The organism is Microvirga solisilvae, assembly GCF_022808595.1.
Lineage (GTDB): Bacteria > Pseudomonadota > Alphaproteobacteria > Rhizobiales > Beijerinckiaceae > Microvirga > Microvirga solisilvae.
Window position 1 is genome coordinate 49369 of record NZ_JAKUCN010000006.1, and the last position, 17381, is coordinate 66749.

At 58.9% G+C, this 17381-nt stretch carries 14 protein-coding genes; 8 read left to right on the top strand and 6 right to left on the bottom strand.

Annotated elements, in window-relative coordinates:
• The first annotated feature begins 69 nt into the window (after positions 1-69).
• From MJ639_RS12975 to MJ639_RS12985, 3 genes are all read left to right on the top strand, one after another.
• Positions 70-1050, top strand: a complete 981-nt coding sequence (locus MJ639_RS12975; RefSeq protein ID WP_243373388.1) for a S1C family serine protease — start codon at positions 70-72, stop codon at positions 1048-1050.
• Between the two features lie 61 nt (positions 1051-1111).
• The gene (locus MJ639_RS12980; protein WP_243373390.1) at positions 1112-1948 is read left to right on the top strand and encodes an aldo/keto reductase; all 837 of its coding nucleotides are present in this window, start codon (positions 1112-1114) and stop codon (positions 1946-1948) included.
• Positions 1949-1973: 25 nt separating this feature from the next.
• Positions 1974-2807: an inositol monophosphatase family protein gene (locus MJ639_RS12985; RefSeq protein ID WP_243373397.1), complete on the top strand. Its 834-nt coding sequence runs from the start codon at positions 1974-1976 to the stop codon at positions 2805-2807.
• On the opposite strand, the gene MJ639_RS12990 is transcribed toward MJ639_RS12985, so the two are convergent.
• The 3 genes from MJ639_RS12990 to serA all read right to left on the bottom strand — a co-directional run bounded on the left by MJ639_RS12990 (position 2798) and on the right by serA (position 5439).
• Positions 2798-3421 (bottom strand): hypothetical protein, encoded by a 624-nt coding sequence (locus tag MJ639_RS12990; protein WP_243373399.1) that lies wholly within the window; start codon positions 3419-3421, stop codon positions 2798-2800. The two genes, MJ639_RS12985 and MJ639_RS12990, sit on opposite strands and share 10 nt — an antisense overlap.
• A gap of 172 nt (positions 3422-3593) precedes the next feature.
• Complete coding sequence (locus tag MJ639_RS12995) at positions 3594-4127, bottom strand: hypothetical protein (protein WP_243373401.1); 534 nt, start codon at positions 4125-4127, stop codon at positions 3594-3596.
• A 64-nt stretch (positions 4128-4191) separates the two neighbouring features.
• Entirely contained in the window at positions 4192-5439 is a 1248-nt protein-coding gene (serA, locus tag MJ639_RS13000; protein ID WP_243373403.1) for a phosphoglycerate dehydrogenase, read from the bottom strand.
• A 458-nt stretch (positions 5440-5897) separates the two neighbouring features.
• Between serA and MJ639_RS13005 the strand changes: the two genes are divergently transcribed.
• Positions 5898-6671: an endonuclease/exonuclease/phosphatase family protein gene (locus MJ639_RS13005; protein ID WP_243373406.1), complete on the top strand. Its 774-nt coding sequence runs from the start codon at positions 5898-5900 to the stop codon at positions 6669-6671.
• A gap of 60 nt (positions 6672-6731) precedes the next feature.
• Complete coding sequence (locus tag MJ639_RS13010) at positions 6732-7679, top strand: lysylphosphatidylglycerol synthase domain-containing protein (protein WP_243373408.1); 948 nt, start codon at positions 6732-6734, stop codon at positions 7677-7679.
• 3 nt (positions 7680-7682) lie between these two features.
• On the opposite strand, the gene MJ639_RS13015 is transcribed toward MJ639_RS13010, so the two are convergent.
• Entirely contained in the window at positions 7683-9194 is a 1512-nt protein-coding gene (locus tag MJ639_RS13015; protein ID WP_243373410.1) for a phospholipase D-like domain-containing protein, read from the bottom strand.
• A gap of 264 nt (positions 9195-9458) precedes the next feature.
• On the opposite strand from MJ639_RS13015, the gene MJ639_RS13020 reads away from it, so the two are divergent.
• From MJ639_RS13020 to glgA, 3 genes are all read left to right on the top strand, one after another.
• Positions 9459-9860, top strand: a complete 402-nt coding sequence (locus tag MJ639_RS13020; RefSeq protein WP_243373412.1) for a DUF2934 domain-containing protein — start codon at positions 9459-9461, stop codon at positions 9858-9860.
• 145 nt (positions 9861-10005) lie between these two features.
• Positions 10006-11289: a glucose-1-phosphate adenylyltransferase gene (gene glgC / locus MJ639_RS13025; RefSeq protein WP_279306629.1), complete on the top strand. Its 1284-nt coding sequence runs from the start codon at positions 10006-10008 to the stop codon at positions 11287-11289.
• Positions 11286-12737, top strand: coding sequence for a glycogen synthase GlgA (gene glgA / locus MJ639_RS13030; RefSeq protein WP_243373414.1), 1452 nt, complete (start codon positions 11286-11288; stop codon positions 12735-12737). Before glgC ends, glgA begins: the two co-directional genes overlap by 4 nt.
• 10 nt (positions 12738-12747) lie before the next feature.
• Here the strand turns inward: glgA and glgX are convergent, their stop codons facing one another.
• Positions 12748-14955, bottom strand: a complete 2208-nt coding sequence (glgX, locus tag MJ639_RS13035; protein ID WP_243373416.1) for a glycogen debranching protein GlgX — start codon at positions 14953-14955, stop codon at positions 12748-12750.
• A 91-nt stretch (positions 14956-15046) separates the two neighbouring features.
• A complete protein-coding gene (gene glgB / locus MJ639_RS13040) occupies positions 15047-17275 on the bottom strand; it encodes a 1,4-alpha-glucan branching protein GlgB (RefSeq protein ID WP_243373419.1) in 2229 nt (742 codons plus the stop codon).
• Positions 17276-17381 lie beyond the last annotated feature (106 nt).

The window sequence follows — 17381 nt, forward strand, 5'->3', positions numbered from 1 at the left end:
GCCATCTTGATAAGATGATGCGTCTTCCGGCATCCGCCGGCTGGAGGGCAGGGTTCAAGGAGTTTTCCGATGCAATCTCCGGAAGAATGGCAGATCCCGCCCGAATTCCAGCCCGACCAGGACACTCTCTCCTATGATCTCCGGGAAGCCCTGAGCGCCGTTGTTTCGCTCCGCGCCCGGGTGCCGGAGGATGCTTTCACGGCGGAGACTCTTGGCATCGAGCGGGCCGGACAGGGTGTCGTCATCCGCGCCGATGGCCTTGTCGTGACCATCGGATACCTGATCGCCGAAGCCGAGGAGGTCTGGCTCACCACCAACAAGGGGCGGACGGTCGAGGCTCACGTGATCGCCTATGATTACGACAGTGGCTTCGGGCTGGTGCAGGCGCTCGAACCTCTCGGGCTGCCGGTTTTGTCGCTAGGCGATTCCAGGCGCCTGTCGCCGGGGGATCAGGTAGTCATGGGCGGCGCCGGTGGCAGCACCCATTCTCTTTCGGCCCAGGTGGTCGCCTGCCAGGAATTTGCGGGCTATTGGGAATATCTGATCGACAATGCCATCTTCACTGTTCCCGCTCACCCCAATTGGGGCGGCACGGCCCTCATTGGCCCACGTGGCGATCTGGTCGGCATCGGCTCCCTCCAACTGCAGCACCAGGCGCAAGGCGGTGCTATCGTCCCCCTGAACATGAGCGTGCCGATCGACCTCCTGAAGCCCATCCTCGACGATCTTCTGACCCTCGGCCGGGTCGGCAAGCCTGCTAAGCCCTGGCTCGGCTTCTATGTGTCCGAGACGGAAGAGGACTTGGTTTCCATCATCGGTCTTGCAGGCGACGCGCCCGCGCAGCGGGCGGGCCTGAGGGCTGGCGACAATGTTCATGCCGTCGCCGGGCAGGCCGTGACATCGCTCGCGGAGTTCTACCAAGCCATCTGGGCGCTGGGGCCTGCAGGCGTGGATGTGCCGCTGACGCTGGAGCGGGAAGGGGATACCTTCGACGTGACGATCCGCTCAGCCGATCGCGGACGCTTCATGAAAACGCCGAAACTGCAATAGATTGAGGGGGCGACTTCAATCACGCTCCGAACATGTGGCCTCAACTCCTCAGGATAATCCGATGACACGAACAGTGACGCTGCCAACGGGCGAAGCCGTTCCCGCGCTTGGCCAAGGCACTTGGCAGATGGCCGAGACTAGCAGCAGACATGCACAGGAAATCGAAGCGCTGCGTCTCGGCGTCGAACTGGGCATGACACTGATCGACACGGCTGAAATGTATGGTGAGGGAGCGTCGGAAAAACTCATCGCAGAAGCCCTCGGGACTGAGCGTGATAATCTGTTCCTCGTGAGCAAGGTCTATCCGCATAATGCCAGCCACAACGGTGTCCGCGAAGCATGCGAGAGAAGCCTGAAGCGCCTCAACACGGACCGTCTCGATCTGTATCTGCTGCATTGGCGAGGCGGTGTTCCACTGGAGGAGACCGTCGCGGCTTTTGAGGAACTGCGCCTCGAAGGCAAGATCCGCCATTGGGGCGTGAGCAATTTCGACACGGATGACATGGAAGAACTGTTCTCTGTCGACAATGGGCGAAACTGCGCGACCAATCAGGTGCTCTACAACGTGACGCGGCGTGGGCCGGAATACGATCTGATCCCCTGGATGGCCGAGCGAAACATGCCCGTGATGGCCTATAGTCCCATCGAGCAGGGGAGGCTTCCGAAATCCGGTATTCTACAGGAGATTGGCCGTAACCATGGCGCAAGCTCTTACCAGATCGCCCTTGCTTGGCTGCTTCTGAAGCCCGGAACTATTGCAATTCCCAAGGCTTCCAGCATCTCTCATGTGCGCGACAATAGGAAGGCCCTCGATATTCGGTTGAGTGCTGAGGAGTTGGATGCCATTGATGCCGCGTTTCCGGCGCCGAGGCGCAAGCGTCCGCTCGAAATGATCTGATGCCTCTTCTTCGCACGTGAGCCTTATGATTTTTTCCAGAGCCGATGCCCTCAGAGTTGCGGAAATCCTGAGAGATGCCGCGCAGACAGAGATCCTCCCACGTTTCAGAAATCTATCCGCCGGTGAGATACGCACCAAGTCATCGCAGCTCGATCTGGTCACGGACGCGGATGAAGCAGCGGAACGTAAGATCGGAGCAGAGCTTCTGCGCGCCTTTTCGAATGCGCTCGTGATTGGTGAAGAGGGCGTAAGCCGTGATCCGGCATTGCTCGATGGATTGGATGATGCGGATCTCGCCTTTATCCTCGATCCCGTCGACGGAACGCTCAATTTTGCATCGGGTCTGCCGTTGTTCGGCGTCATGGCATCCGTCGTCATGAAGGGAGAGGTGGTCTGTGGCGTCATTCTCGACCCGATCTGCGATGACTGGGCCGTGGCCGTGCGGGGAGAGGGTGCATGGCTGCAGAGGCCAGACGGTAGCACCACGCCTTTGCGTGTCGCATCCCCTGTTGCGCTCGCAGAAATGGCTGGCAATGTGTCGTGGCGCTATCTTCCGCCGGATTTGATGCCTGTTGTAACTGGCTCTTTCCCGCGTATAGCCATGGTCACCAATTTGAGATGTGCGGCGCATGCCTATCGCCAGATCGCTAGCGGGCACATGCATTTTTCATTCTCATCGAGCGTGCTGCCGTGGGATCACGCCGCAGGCTGGCTGATCCACAAAGAAGCCGGGGGCTATACGGCGCATTTCGATGGATCGCCATATCGGGCCTCCAATCGGGGAGGCGGCCTAATCTCTGCGCCGGACAGGGAAAGCTGGCAGGTCTTGCGCGATGCGCTTCTGCTGTCTCAGTTGTAAGGCTGTCTTGGCGCAGGTTCGATCATTGCATCGATCTCGGCAATCCTCGCGCTGCGCTTCTTGCATTGCCGGTCGAGATAGCATGACCGTCCGATGCCGAGAGCGAGGATCGGCAGAGCCCAAAGGAAGTCGATGGCTCTGAGCAGAACGAGAGCGAGTGCCGCTATCGACACGAGCCATGTCTCGACCCGGCCGAAGCCTTCCGTGAACTCGTTCTTCAAAACGAGTTGCTGACGCTCCAACAGCAGATCGACGTGACGCGGCTTGCGGGATTGCTCTTCGCGCCGCTCTATGGCGATTGTCGCGGTATGGCGGCGAAGCTCTTCAATGCTGGCCTGCAGGAGAGTCAGCTGCTCCGCTCGATCGTGAGCGGGATCGAGTTTCTGGGGCGGCGAGAAAATCGTGATGATGCGGTCGCGCAGGGCCACGATCGCCGGCGGAGCGTTATCCTGTTCGGAACCGATCTTGGCATGCTGGAAACGATCCGTAATGCGGCTGCGAATCTGGGCTGCCGTGTTATCAGCGACGGCGGTTCGCTCCTTCGACCTGAAGGAAGCGGCGACATGGTCGGCGATGAGGTTCTCAATCGCGACGTGAGCCCTTTCCACCGGCATGAACTGCTTCCTTCCCTGAAGGTGCCGTCAACGGATGAATCCTGGCAAGGCAGAGAGGTCAGGGTGCTCGTGCCGGATGGCCGCGCAAGGTGCGGCACGCCTGATCATGAATTCTTAAGGTTAAGGGAAGCTTAAAATTTGAGGCGCAACGCCAGAAAGGGAGAAATCTTGCCTAAGCGCCGGGTTCGGCATCGGAATGCCCGGGCACCATCCTGGCGAGTTCCTGGAGGAAGGCCACGGATTCCTTTGGACGTCCTTCCTGTTCGGCGATCTTGCTGATGTTCTGCAGCAGGGATGTGATCTCGCTGGCCTTCGCCACACGGCCCACCGACAGCACGTGGAAGAAAGCGGAGAAGGCGACCATGACAGCTTGGTTGTGTTCTTCCAGTTTCCGGCACTGTTCCTTGAGGGCCTTGATGTCCTTTTCCTGGGCGGAAACGATATCCACCAGGGTCAGCATCTGCTCGGCAAGTGTATCGACGGAAGCGCTCATGTCTTTTGAAGAATCCGGCTCTTCTGGAGTGATGGATGCGGAACGCACATACCTTGTGTGCCGTCCCTCTGCTGGCCTCTCTTGTGATTGTTCGAGCCCAAGTATCACTTCGACGTCGTCCACGACTACAGCAGGAAGTCGCGCCCTATCAGCGACCCGTGTCGCCGTGTGCTGCAGAATGCTGCGAATCCGTTCCTGAACGCGGGTCAACATCTCGGCAATCCAAGCATGATCGGGACCTTTAGAAAAGGGCCAGCACTTGGAGAGGTCGGCTCAATCAGCCCAGGGCATAGAGCAGGCGGGCGCGGATTGTGCCTTCCAGGTTGCGGATTTCCTCAAGGGTCTCTCGGCTGTGTTCGGGCTGCCCTTCCACCTCGATCACCACATAGCCGATCTCGCCATCAGTCTGCAGATGCTGCGCCGTGATGTTGAGGCCTCGCTTGGAGAAGGCTTGGTTGAGGCGTCCGAGCATGCCCGGCACGTTGCGGTGGACGTGAATGTAGCGCGTTCCCGTGGCGCGGGACGACAATTGCACCTGCGGGAAGTTCACGGCGCCGATGGTCGAGCCGACATCGGAATAGTCAATGAGCTTTCGGGCCACTTCGGCGCCGATGCGCTCCTGCGCTTCTTCCGTGGAGCCGCCGATATGTGGTGTGAGAATGACGTTGTCGAGACCTTGGAGCGGTGTCTCGAAACGATCTTTGTTGGAGGCAGGCTCCACAGGGAATACGTCGACGGCCGCACCGCGCAGATGGCCGCTCTTCAATGCTTCTGCAAGCGCATCCAGATCCACGACCGTGCCACGGCTGTTGTTGATGAGGTAGGCACCCTTCTTCATGGTGGCGATCTCGGCTGCGCCGATCATGCCATGAGTGGCGGGTGTCTCCGGAACATGCAGGCTCACCACGTCGCTTTGCGCAAGAAGATCGTGCAGGCTATCTGCAGGCTCGGTGTTGCCATGCCGCAGCTTGTCGGTCAGATCGAAGAAGATCACACGCATGCCCATGGACTCGGCAAGGTATGAAAGCTGCGATCCGATATTGCCGTAGCCAACGATACCGAGCGTCTTGCCGCGTACCTCGTGGCTGTCGATGGCCGACTTGTCCCAGCCGCCCACATGAGCCGCCGCAGATTTCGGGAGGACACGTCGCAGCAACATGACAACTTCGCCGATCACGAGCTCGGCGACGCTGCGCGTATTGGAGAAGGGAGCATTGAAGATCGGGATACCGGCATGGCGGGCGGCTTCGAGATCCACCTGGTTCGTGCCCACACTGAAGCAGCCAACGGCGATGAGGCGGTTTGCAGCCTCGAAGACCTCGGCAGTCAGCTGGGTTCGCGAACGAATACCAAGAATGTGCACGCCCTGGAGAGCTTCGATCAGCTCCTTCTCATCGAGTGCTGTCTTCAGATAGGTCACGTTGGTGTACCCGGCGGAGCGGATCAGCTCGACAGCGCTCTCGTTGACTCCTTCGAGCAGGAGCACGCGGATCTTATCTTTCTGCAGAGAGAACTGCTCGCTCATATCGGCTCCATTCACCTATCAGGCCACGCCATAGGCTTTTGAGGGTAATGGGGAAATTTCCCTATTGGTGCCCTTGCCGGCTATGGCTCTGCCGCCCGGTATGGTCAGTGCCTTATTCCCATAGGAGTCTGCAAGGGGGGAGGTTCCCCGAAGGAGGGAATTTCATACCCCCTATGCGCCCCCGCCGTCCTCGGGTTCAGGACTATGATGAACCAATCCGGTTGCTCGGGGCAGCTGGTCATCAGGGCGGGAGCCGGTGCCGGATGTACGCACGGCTCCCGTTTTTTTTGAGGCACTGGCCTCGCCCTCTGATCCAGCAAGGGCGTCTCCGATCTTCTCATAAAACGATATTGCGCAGCTTTGCAGGGAAATTATGCGCGCTTTGAGGGTTAGTGCTGGTGAGGCTGCCGTTGCGCAGCCTGTTGCCTGTGCAGAGATGGCCATGGAAAGGAGGCGAGGTGCCCCGGATACTGACCTACAACGTGCGTCGCTGTCTTGGAACGGACGGGCGGCTCTCGCCGGGGCGCATTGCCGATGTGATTGCGGCCTATGAGCCCGATGTGGTGGCGCTCCAGGAACTCGATGTCGGGCGCGTGCGGACCGGCAGCGTGGATCAGGCCCATGCCATCGCCCAGGCGCTCGGCATGCAGATGCACTTTCATGCCAGCCTTCGCGTTCTGGAGGAGGAATATGGCAACGCCATCCTCACCCATCGTCCCTCCCGGCTGGTAAAAGCAGGGCCTCTCCCAGGCGGAACAGGGCGCTTCGCGCCTGAGCCGAGGGGCGCCCTATGGGCATCGATCAATCTCGGCGGAACCGATGTCCAGATCATCACAACGCATCTCGGTCTTCGCCGGAGCGAGCGACTGGCGCAGGTGGATTGCCTGCTTGGGCCTCAATGGCTCGGCCATCCGGCCTGCCGGGAGCCGGTGATCCTGCTTGGCGACTTCAATGCCTCTCCCCGGTCTCGCGCGTATCGGCGTCTGACAGCCTATCTGCGTGATGCGCAGGTTGCCCTGCCGCTGCAGCGCGCGCAGCCGACTTTTCCGTCACGTCTGCCGATGTTGAGGATCGACCATGCTTTCGTCAGCCGGTCGATCCATGTGGTTCGGGTCGAGTCTCTGCGCTCACCCGCGGCTCGCGTCGCCTCCGATCATTTGCCCCTCATGGTCGAGTTCCAGGTCATGCCTGTCAGAAGCCACAAGATCGATGCCGAGCATGCACGCGAATAGCAGGGAACCTCTACGGCCAAGGATTGCTTGATGTGAAGAGTTCGGAAGACAGGAGTATGGATGCGTAAGATCTGGAAGCCTCTGATTGCGGTATTGGCCATCGGCCTTGCGGGTTTCCTGCTTTATCGGACGCTCAGCCGCTACAGCCTGGATCAGCTCTTTGATGCCGTCGCTGCCATTCCTGCGGCGCGCCTAGCCGCGGCAGGCGGGTTTGCAGCCGCCAGCTATCTTTGCCTCAGCGGTTTCGATTATCTCGCCCTGCGCTATGTGGGGCGCCCTCAGCCCTATTACAGGGCGGCCTGGGCTTCCTTCACCAGCCTGTCGATCGGTCACAATATCGGCCTTGCCTTTCTGAGCAGTGGAGCCGTGCGCTATCGCTTTTATACGCGATGGGGCTTGAGCGCAGAGCAGGTCGCCAAGGTGATCGTCTTTTGCGGCATCACAGTCGGGCTGGGTCTTATGGTCCTCGGAGGAGCAGCTCTGCTCCTGCAAACGAGCCTTGCCGTTGAGATCACGGGCCTCTCGAAGCCCATTGTGATTGCTCTCGGCGCCGGCTGCTTAGCCTTGCCAGTGCTATACCTCGTGCTTTCCGCCATCGTGAAGAAGCCACTGCGTATTTGGCGCTGGACATTTGAAATCCCGCCGCTGCGCCTGGCCATCCCACAGACTATTATCGGCGCGGTCAACTTTGCTTTTGTTGCAGCCTGTCTTCATCAGGCGCTGGCAGCCGTGACCGACGTGGCTTATGTCGGCGTCGCGTCGGTTTATGTGATCGCCAACACGACAGCGCTCGTCAGCCATGTTCCAGGTGGGTTGGGAGTCATCGAAAGTGTCGTCATGTATCTCCTGCCGGGGCAGGACCTGATCGGACCTCTTCTGGTCTTCCGCTTCGTCTACTTCCTCATCCCGCTTTGCATCGGCATCCTCGTCTTCCTCATCACGGAACTTGCCTACCGTCGGAAGGGGCAGAACCATGCCGAGATAAGTGACGCGCCGGCGAGGGCTTGAGCCTCAATCTCTCGGACGCTTCAGGAACCAGAGAGGCTCGAACGGTTCGAGGGGATCGAGCAGCCCCGTGCCGATGGCTGGAGCAGCCGGGCCTTCATCGAACATCGCATCAAAAGAATGCAGGCGACGTCTGTTTACGTTGAGACGCTCAATGGCGGCAATTAGAGAGCCGGAAGCTTCCGCGACCATCCCCGCAAACACATCTGGATCAGTATCGAGATGTTCCGCCAAGAGACGGTTTCGCAAGCCGGCAATTGTCCGACGCATCTCGTCGTTCGTCGCCTCGATCGCGAGGTCGCATTCCGTATCGAGGCCGATCGAACGGTTGTTCAGGTTCGAGGATCCGATGCGCAGGAACGTATCATCCACGATGATAAGTTTGGAATGGATCAGAACCTGGCAGGAGCCACCTTCGGACGGCACGACTGGATAATAAGCCCGCAGGCGGTCATAGCGGTCGGCCTTGCGTAGGCGGCGGATGAGACGGTCTCGGTTCGTCCCCATCACCTTCTTTTCCGCCCAGCCGTGCGATTCATGTGTCTGAATGACCACGATTTCCGGGCCGAGAGGATCGGAAAGGTGCTGTTCCAGGACATCGCCGATATAGGGCGCCGTCATGTACTGCGCTTCGATGTAAATAGAATGCTTTGCGGCTGAAAGCGCATCGAGATTGAGCGCTGCCGCCTCCTGCACCGCCGAATGCTCGCCCCAGGCGGGATATGTCCGTGCAATGGCGATGGGAGCGTTGGTGAAATCGGGTGACAGGTCTTCCGGCCAGGGATTGAGCGCGGGATAGGGAAGGGGGCTAAGCTCCTCCCCTGTCGCGATCTTCCAGCGGGTACAGGCGAGTTCCGCAATCGAATGGGCGGCGGCTCCCGTCACAACCATCTGGATGTCGTGGACGGGATCGTAGATCGTGCCGTCATCCCTTAGCCGATAGGGATTGTCGCAGGCATGATCTTTTGTGTCCCAGCGCCGCACTGTCAGATCCATTCCGCCCACGAAGGCAAGGCTGTCGTCGATGCTCACGATCTTCTGGTGATGGGCCGCATAGAGCGGATGATGCTTGTCGAGGCGAAGCTGAAGGCGGGGATGGTTCTGCCAATCGGCTCCGAAAATCAGAGGGCCCGGTGCGCCAGGCGCATGAACGATGGCGATGCTCCATACCAGGATGCGAATTTCCAGATCCGGCTTCTCCTCCACCAGGGACCTAAGAAGCGGGCCAAGAGGAGGGGACGTTTCGGGGTCGACATCCGGGCGCAAGCGGATGCTGCCGTCGAAATCCCAACCGATGATCATGATCGAGCGTTGCGCCTTGCGCAGGGCAGCTTCAAGCTGGGTGAAATAATCAGCCCCATCAATGAGAGCCGCAGCCCTGTCCGCCGGGACAACCCGCCAGCAATTGGTTCCGGGCTGCAGAATGGGGCGCGTGTTCACGCGTGCCGGCTCGACGCCTGCGACCGCTCCGCTTAGCCCGCCTGTTTCATCAAAGAAGTGCACGTTGCTCATCGTCATGGGAACTTCATCTGCAACTCAATAGCCAAGCCAAGGTTCCCTGCGCGAAATAATATATCTGTCTCAGAGCCAGCGCGTCGGGAGGCCGCCTAAAATATATCTGCTCACGATCATCAAAGGCTCATGCTCCGCCTGCTCCGCCCGTTGTCATTCGTGAACCCTGCCTAATAACTTATGCAGCTTGAGCGCGTTGATTATGCAGCCTCGCGGGGGCATTCGCTTTCCTTCGACGAGACCGGCCAGGGATAAGGACAGAAGGTCATTATGGAAAAGCATCTTGAGCAAAGAATTCGGGAACGGGCCTACGAATTGTGGATGCAGCACGGCAGCCAGCAGGGGCGTGCGGATGAATATTGGTATGAGGCTGAGCGAGAAATTACAGGCAACCGAGGCGGTGAAGCCAGCAATGGCATGCATCCTATCATCGGCAGCGATGAGACTGCTCCATTGGAGACAGGCCAGACATCATTCGGTAGCGAAGAAGACACGGTCGAAACAAGTCCGGCACCACTCGGCATGACCAGCCAGACCTTGGACGAAGTTCTGAATAGTCCTGCCTCACCTAAGCCCCGTAGGCGTAAGAGCACTGCCGCTGAGGTAGCCGAGTCCGTGGGCGAAACGGTGACCGCGCCAAAACGCAGGCGTTCGCCGAAGACACCGTCCTGACACGATACAATAGCTAGTGTCTGTAAGAGACGAGAACTGCGGGGGCAGGGACATCCTCTGAAGCCGGATACGTCAAAGAAATAACAGCCGGGTTCAGAGGTCGCGAAGCAGGGCAGATCAACGCCCTATATATGAGGACGACACCTTGCCCAGCCCGAGTCCTGCCTCTTCGCCTCTCTCACGCCATGCCATGGCTTATGTCCTTGCGGGCGGGCGCGGTTCCAGACTCATGGAATTGACCGATGTCCGCGCGAAGCCCGCCGTTTATTTTGGCGGCAATACGCGGATCATCGATTTCGCCCTCTCGAATGCGCTGAATTCGGGCATCCGCCGCATCGGCGTGGCAACCCAGTACAAGGCTCACAGCCTGATCCGTCATTTGCAGAGGGGGTGGAACTTCTTCCGTTCCGAGCGGAATGAGAGCTTCGATATCCTACCAGCAAGCCAGCGCGTTTCCGAGACCATGTGGTATGAAGGAACGGCCGATGCGGTTTTCCAGAACATCGACATCATCGCGAGCATCGATCCCGAATACATCATCATCCTGGCCGGCGATCACATCTATAAGATGGATTACGAGATCATGCTGCGCCAGCACGTGGATTCCGGTGCTGATGTGACTGTCGGATGCCTCGAGGTGCCGCGCATGGAGGCGACGGGCTTCGGCGTGATGGGCGTGGATGAGACTGATCGCATCGTCACATTCCTGGAAAAGCCTGCGGACCCGCCGGGCATTCCGGGTAATCCCGAGATGGCGCTTGCGAGCATGGGCATCTATGTCTTCAACACACGGTTCCTGTTCGATCAGTTACAGCGGGACGTTGCGACGCCAGGATCGAGCAGGGATTTCGGCAAGGATATCATTCCCTATCTCGTCGAACATGGAAAAGCGGTCGCTCACCGCTTCACGCATTCATGCGTACGCTCGGGTGCCGAAGCAGGGGGCAGCGATGCGCCCGCCTATTGGCGGGATGTCGGTACCGTCGATGCCTATTGGGAAGCGAATATCGATCTGACGGCCATCGTTCCGACGCTCGATCTTTATGACCGCGATTGGCCGATCTCGACCTTCTCCGAAACCTGGCCACCCGCCAAGTTCGTGCACGATCAGGATGGACGCCGAGGCCATGCCATCAACTCTCTCGTCTCCAGTGGCTGCATCGTCTCAGGAGCGTCCTTGCGCCAGTCGCTCGTCTTCACGGCGGTCCATCTTCACTCCTATGCGCATGTGGATGGAGCTGTCATTCTTCCCTTCGTCAATATCGGCCGTGGAGCGCGGCTCAAGAACGTGGTGATCGACCGTGGCGTGAACATTCCCGAGGGTCTGGTGGTCGGTGAGGATCCGGAAGAAGATGCGCGGCGTTTCAGGCGGACGGAACGCGGGATCTGCCTCATCACGAAGCCGATGGTCGACAGGCTTTCTGGATGACGTCCTTAAGCGTTCTCTCCGTTACATCGGAGCTGTTCCCCATCATCAAGACAGGCGGCCTTGCCGATGTGGCCGGCGCCTTGCCGTTCGCCCTGTCCCATGAGGGCGTTCAGGTCGTCTCTCTTTTGCCAGGCTATCCGGGGGTCATGAAGGCTCTTGGGCGCACGGAGGTTGTTCGGCATTATCCGTCCTTGTTCGGCGGCCCAGCGCGTCTTCTTACGGCAACTTCGAACCAGCTCGATCTTCTCGTGATCGACGCGCCGCATCTCTATGAGCGCCCAGGATCACCCTATCTGACACCCGATGGGCGGGACTGGCCGGACAATGCGCGGCGCTTTGCAGCATTGGGAAGAGTAGCTGCCGATATCGGGCAGGGGACAATGCCCGGCTTCATCCCCGATATCGTTCATGCTCACGACTGGCAGGCAGGCTTGGCGCCTGCTTATCTGCATTACAGCGAAACACCTCGCCCTGGCACCATCATCACGATTCACAATATTGCGTTTCAGGGAATCTTTCCCGCGAACATGCTTTACGAGCTGGGCCTGCCGCCTCACGCCTTCACGGTCGATGGCGTGGAGTATTACGGTCAGATCGGGTTTCTGAAAGCTGGGTTGAGGCTCTCGGATCGCATCACGACCGTGTCGCCGACCTATTCCAAGGAAATCCAGACGCCGGAGGGGGGCATGGGGCTTGATGGTCTTCTGCGTTCCCGCTCAAAGGATGTCGTCGGCATTCTGAACGGCATCGATGAAAGTGTCTGGGATCCATCCATGGACAATGCGCTTGCGGCCTCGTTCACGCGCGATGCCCTTGAACGACGTGGTGTTAACAAGCAGGCGCTTCAACGGCGCCTCGGCTTGGATGAAGACCCTGATGCGATGCTGTTCGGCGTGGTGAGCCGTCTGTCGGAACAGAAGGGGCTCGATCTCGTACTCGGAGCTCTCCCAACGCTCTTGCAGGACGGGGCGCAGCTCGCTTTGCTCGGGGCTGGGGACCGGACACTTGAGGAGAGCTTCCGCGCTGCCAGCATTGTGTATCCAGGACAGGTCGGTTGTTTCTTCGGTTATGACGAGACGCTTGCCCATCTCATTCAAGGCGGAAGCGATGCGCTCCTTGTTCCCTCCCGCTTCGAGCCCTGCGGACTGACGCAGCTTTGCGCGATGCATTATGGCAATGTGCCGATCGTCTCCCGTGTCGGCGGCCTCGCCGATACGATCATCGACGCGAATGAAATGGCGGTCGCATCAGGCGCGGCGACAGGTTTCCAATTCTCTCCCGTCAACCTCACGGGCCTCATCGATGCTGCCATTCGGGCGAAGATGCTCTGGTCCGATAAAGCTGCCTGGCGCTGCGTGCAGAGGAACGGCATGGCATCCGAGGTGGGATGGGGCAGGCCAGCCCGCCAATATGCCCATCTCTACCGCTCCTGCCTCGCCGAAGCCTGAGTCAACCCATTCAGGAACTGCGCCTTCTATCTTTCTTGAGGGGCTCCTCGGGTTGAAGCTGGAACAGCAGGAGCGAGCGGCCGGTCACCGTGTATTCCTTGCCGAAGTTGAACGGCGTCGGAAACGACAGCTCCGGCATATTGGTGTCGATGAGACACTTCCACGCCTGGCCGCCCGTTACCTCCGGAAGCTTGCACTTCACAACGTCATGATGCGCGTTGAGGATCAAGAGCAAGGTCAGATCCGTGCCGCGTTTACGGATACCGGTCGGCTGTGCGCGTCCGTCGAGAAGGATGAGAATGCAGCGGGCGTGGGGATCCTGCCAATGCTCTGGCGTCATCTCGTCCCCGACAGGCGTGAGCCACGTCACATCCTTGACGTCGAGATCCTCATTATAGTCTCCCGAAAGAAAGCGACCACGACGCAGGATCGGCAGGTTCTGCCGCAGTTGAATCAATTTGCGGGTGAATTCGAAAAGTTCAGCGCCATCTTCGTCGACACCTTCCCAATCGATCCAGGAGATGTCGTTATCCTGAGCATAAGCGTTATTATTGCCCTTCTGCGTGCGGGCGAACTCATCCCCTGCGAGAAGCATGGGCGTGCCCTGGGAGAAGAGGAGCGTCGCGAGAATGTTGCGCATCTGGCGGAAGCGCAAGGCACGAATATCCGGATCCTTGGTTTCGCCTTCGACACCGTGGTTCCAGGACAGATTATGATCGTGCCCGTCCTTGTTGTCCTCGCCATTCGCCTCGTTGTGCTTGTCGTTGTAGGAAACGAGGTCATGGAGAGTGAAGCCGTCATGGGCGGTGACGAAATTCACCGAGGCCCAGGGCTTGCGCCCGCGTTTGTTGAAGAGATCTGCCGAAGCGGTGAGGCGTGATGCCAATTCCGGCAACTTGCCATCCTCGCCTTTCCAGTAAGCTCGTACCGTATCACGGTAACGGTCGTTCCATTCCACCCATCCGGGGGAGAAACGTCCCACCTGGTAGCCGCCAGGGCCGCAATCCCACGGCTCTGCAATCAGCTTGACACGGCTCAGCACCGGGTCCTGCCGCACGGCATCCAGAAAGCGGCCATCCTCCTCGAAGCCATGGGGCTCTCGCGCAAGAATTGTCGCCAGATCGAACCGGAAGCCATCTACACGAACTTCCTGGGCCCAATAGCGCAAAGAGTCGGTGACCATTTGCAGGACGCGGGAGTGACTCAGGTTGACGGTATTCCCGGTTCCCGTATCGTTGATATAGTAACGTTTATCGGGAGCGAGCCGGTAATAGGAGGCGTTGTCGATGCCTTTGAATGAAAGGGTCGGACCCAACTCGTTGCCTTCGGCCGTATGGTTGTAGACAACGTCGAGGATCACCTCGATCCCGGCATCGTGGAAATGACTGACCATTTCCTTGACCTCATTGACGAAAGGTGTCGCGAGGTAGCGTGGTTGAGGCGCGAAGAAGCCGATGCTGTTGTAGCCCCAGTAGTTTCTCAAGCCCTTCTCGATCAGGTAGCTGTCGTCCACGAAAGCATGGATGGGCAGAAGCTCGACCGTCGTGACGCCCAGGCTCTTGATGTAGTTGATCGATTCATGATGCATCAGGCCAGAGCAGGTGCCGCGGATGTCTTTCGGGATCGCCGGATGTTTCATGGTGAAGCCACGCAGATGCGCTTCGTAGATGATGGTCCGCTCCCAGGGGATCATAGGCCTGCGCTCGTTACCCCAGGTGAACGCCCCTTCGATGACTCGGCACTTGGGCATGAAGGACGCGCTGTCGCGTTCGTCGAAGGACAAGTCCGCTTCCGGTGAGCCAACCGTATAGCCGAAGAGAGCCGGATCCCATTTCAGATCGCCCACAATCTGCTTGGCATAGGGATCGAGAAGAAGCTTGTTGTGGTTGAAGCGATGGCCTGCATCGGGCTCATAGGGGCCGTATACGCGATATCCATAGACAGTACCCGGCCTCGCGTCCGGCAGATAGCCATGCCAGACCTCGTCCGTATATTCAGGAAGCTCAATGCGCTCGACCTCGCGCTTGCCGCTGGGATCGAAAAGGCAGAGCTCGACCTTCGTAGCGTTCGCGGAAAAGAGGGCGAAGTTGACACCGAGGCCGTCCCAGGTAGCTCCTAAAGGGTAGGGCAATCCCTCGCGAAGCCGGGAGGTGCGCCGTACCGAAGGAGCGACAATCTCCGCAGGGGCTGGTTCACGGGTCTCGACTTTGTCGTTCATCGCAGGTCTCGGAAGCTGGGCAGATATTCATGCCGTCAACGCGCGAAAGGGCAGGAAGTCCCCTTGAAGCCTGACAATATGTATGTGCCTGTCAGGTTTGCTCCAGGACGAGAATGATCGTGGCCAGCGGGGGGATCGTCAGACACAGCGAATAGGGTCGCCCGTGGCTTTGTGTCTCCTCGGTGCGGAGGCCTCCGAGATTGCCGACATTGCTCCCGCCGTAAATCGCGGCATCCGTGTTTACGGCCTCCCTATAGAAGCCTGGCTCCGGAACACCGAGCCGATATCCTTCGCGGGGAAGGGGCGTGAAGTTGGAAACAACAACTGCGATCGAGCTCTCGCGATCACCACGACGCAGCCAGGCGATGACGCTGTTGTCTCTGTCGTCGGAGACCAGCCATTCGAAGCCCTTCCACTCGCAGTCGCGTTCGTGAAGGGCCGGGATTGATCGATAGGTATGGTTGAGATCGCGAATGAGGGTCTGAACGCCCTTGTGATAGGAATCATCCAGGAGGTGCCAGTCGAGGCTGTGATCGTGATTCCATTCCTGCTCCTGAGCGAACTCGCCGCCCATGAACAGGAGCTTCTTGCCGGGATGTCCCCACATAAAGCCGAAATAGGCGCGCAGGTTCGCAAAGCGCTGCCATTGGTCGCCAGGCATCTTGCGAATGAGAGAGCCCTTGCCATGCACGACCTCGTCATGGCTGAGCGGTAGAATGAAATTTTCCGAAAAGGCGTAGAGAAGCCCGAATGTCAAATCATGATGGTGATGGCGGCGGAAAACGGGGTCCTTGCTGATATAGCGCAGGGTATCGTGCATCCATCCCATGTTCCACTTAAAGCCGAAGCCCAAGCCGCCAGTATAAGTCGGCTGTGACACTCCGGGCCATGCGGTGGATTCCTCAGCGATGGTGATGGCGCCCGGCGCCGAGGCATAGGCGACCTCGTTCATCTGGCGCAGGAAGTCGATGGCACCCAGATTTTCATTCCCGCCATAGCGGTTGGGGATCCACTCGCCAGGCTTGCGGGAGTAATCGAGATAAAGCATCGAGGCCACTGCATCGACGCGCAAGCCATCGAGATGATAGCGCTCCAGCCAGAAACGAGCATTCGCCACGAGGAAAGTCATGACTTCCTGGCGTTCGTAGTTGTAAATATATGTGCCCCAATCCTGATGAAAGCCGAGGCGTGGGTCCGCATGTTCATAGAGATGAGTGCCATCGAAATAACTCAGGCCGTGCGGATCATTCGGGAAATGCGCCGGCACCCAATCGAGGATGATGCCGATCCCGGCGGCATGGGCAGCATCCACGAAAGAGGCGAAATCCTCAGGCGTGCCGAAACGGCTTGTCGGCGTATACAGAGAGATAGGCTGATATCCCCATGAGCCGTCGAAGGGATACTCGGTAATCGGCAAAAGCTCGATATGCGTGAAGCCGAGGTCCTTCACATAAGGAATGAGCCTGACAGCCAGTTCTCGATAAGTGAGATAACGATTGCCTTCCTCCGGTACGCGCGCCCATGATCCGAGATGACACTCGTAGATCGACATGGGCGCTTTGCGCTGGTTCTGCACGGCGCGGGATTTCATCCATTCATCGTCGCGCCACTTGTGATCCAGATCTTTCTTCAGGACTGAGGCCGTGGCGGGAGGATTTTCCGCCGCGAAGGCTAACGGGTCCGCTTTTAGCGCCAGCAGATTTCCGTGGAGACCGACGATCTCGAACTTATACCGTTCCCCTGCCGTGAGATCGGGGATGAAAAGCTCCCAAATTCCACCCTCATGGCGCCGCCGCATGGGGTGGCAGCGCCCGTCCCATGCGTTGAAGTCACCTACTATGCTCACACGATGCGCATTCGGCGCCCAGACGGTGAAGAGAAAGCCCTGGATACCACCAAGGTCCAGATGATGTGCGCCGAGCTTTTGGTAAGCCGCATCACTTCTTGGATCGCGCAGCTGCGCAATGTCGTGGGAGGACAGGAACGTTCCAAAACTGTAGGGATCGTGCCTGATCTCCACATGATCCTGGCGCTCCACCCGAAGCCTGTAGTCAGGTCGCTCAGTCTCACTCACTGTGCCGACGAAAAGACCATCGGACGATCTTCTCTCCATCGCGGTGAGAATGGTTTCGCCATCACGACCAGCAATGCTCACCCGGTCCGCATCGGGGATGATGGCTCTGATCTCCCATTTGCCCGGTGCAATAGCATGGGGCCCGAGCACCGAGAAGGGGTCTCCGGAGATGAGGATTTCGGCAGCCGATTGTGGCTCGGCCGAACGTTCCTTGACGCTCTGCGATCCACCCCTGCGCTGGGCCATGCCGGATTTCCCCTTGATCGTCCTGTGACTGCCTGGAGAGTTAACCCTGGCAGTGTTCATGTTGCATGAGAGAACACCATTATGGAGCAGGTCCGACCCGTGACCA

Bases quoted from the DNA above. Each gene is read 5' to 3' on its own strand.
- MJ639_RS12975 (WP_243373388.1), top strand. From the start codon at position 70: ATGCAATCTCCGGAAGAATGGCAGATCCCGCCCGAATTCCAGCCCGAC.
- MJ639_RS12980 (WP_243373390.1), top strand. From the start codon at position 1,112: ATGACACGAACAGTGACGCTGCCAACGGGCGAAGCCGTTCCCGCGCTT.
- MJ639_RS12985 (WP_243373397.1), top strand. From the start codon at position 1,974: ATGATTTTTTCCAGAGCCGATGCCCTCAGAGTTGCGGAAATCCTGAGA.
- MJ639_RS12990 (WP_243373399.1), bottom strand. From the start codon at position 3,421: ATGCCGGTGGAAAGGGCTCACGTCGCGATTGAGAACCTCATCGCCGAC.
- MJ639_RS12995 (WP_243373401.1), bottom strand. From the start codon at position 4,127: ATGTTGACCCGCGTTCAGGAACGGATTCGCAGCATTCTGCAGCACACG.
- serA (WP_243373403.1), bottom strand. From the start codon at position 5,439: ATGAGCGAGCAGTTCTCTCTGCAGAAAGATAAGATCCGCGTGCTCCTG.
- MJ639_RS13010 (WP_243373408.1), top strand. From the start codon at position 6,732: ATGCGTAAGATCTGGAAGCCTCTGATTGCGGTATTGGCCATCGGCCTT.
- MJ639_RS13015 (WP_243373410.1), bottom strand. From the start codon at position 9,194: ATGACGATGAGCAACGTGCACTTCTTTGATGAAACAGGCGGGCTAAGC.
- MJ639_RS13020 (WP_243373412.1), top strand. From the start codon at position 9,459: ATGGAAAAGCATCTTGAGCAAAGAATTCGGGAACGGGCCTACGAATTG.
- glgA (WP_243373414.1), top strand. From the start codon at position 11,286: ATGACGTCCTTAAGCGTTCTCTCCGTTACATCGGAGCTGTTCCCCATC.
- glgX (WP_243373416.1), bottom strand. From the start codon at position 14,955: ATGAACGACAAAGTCGAGACCCGTGAACCAGCCCCTGCGGAGATTGTC.
- glgB (WP_243373419.1), bottom strand. From the start codon at position 17,275: ATGGCCCAGCGCAGGGGTGGATCGCAGAGCGTCAAGGAACGTTCGGCC.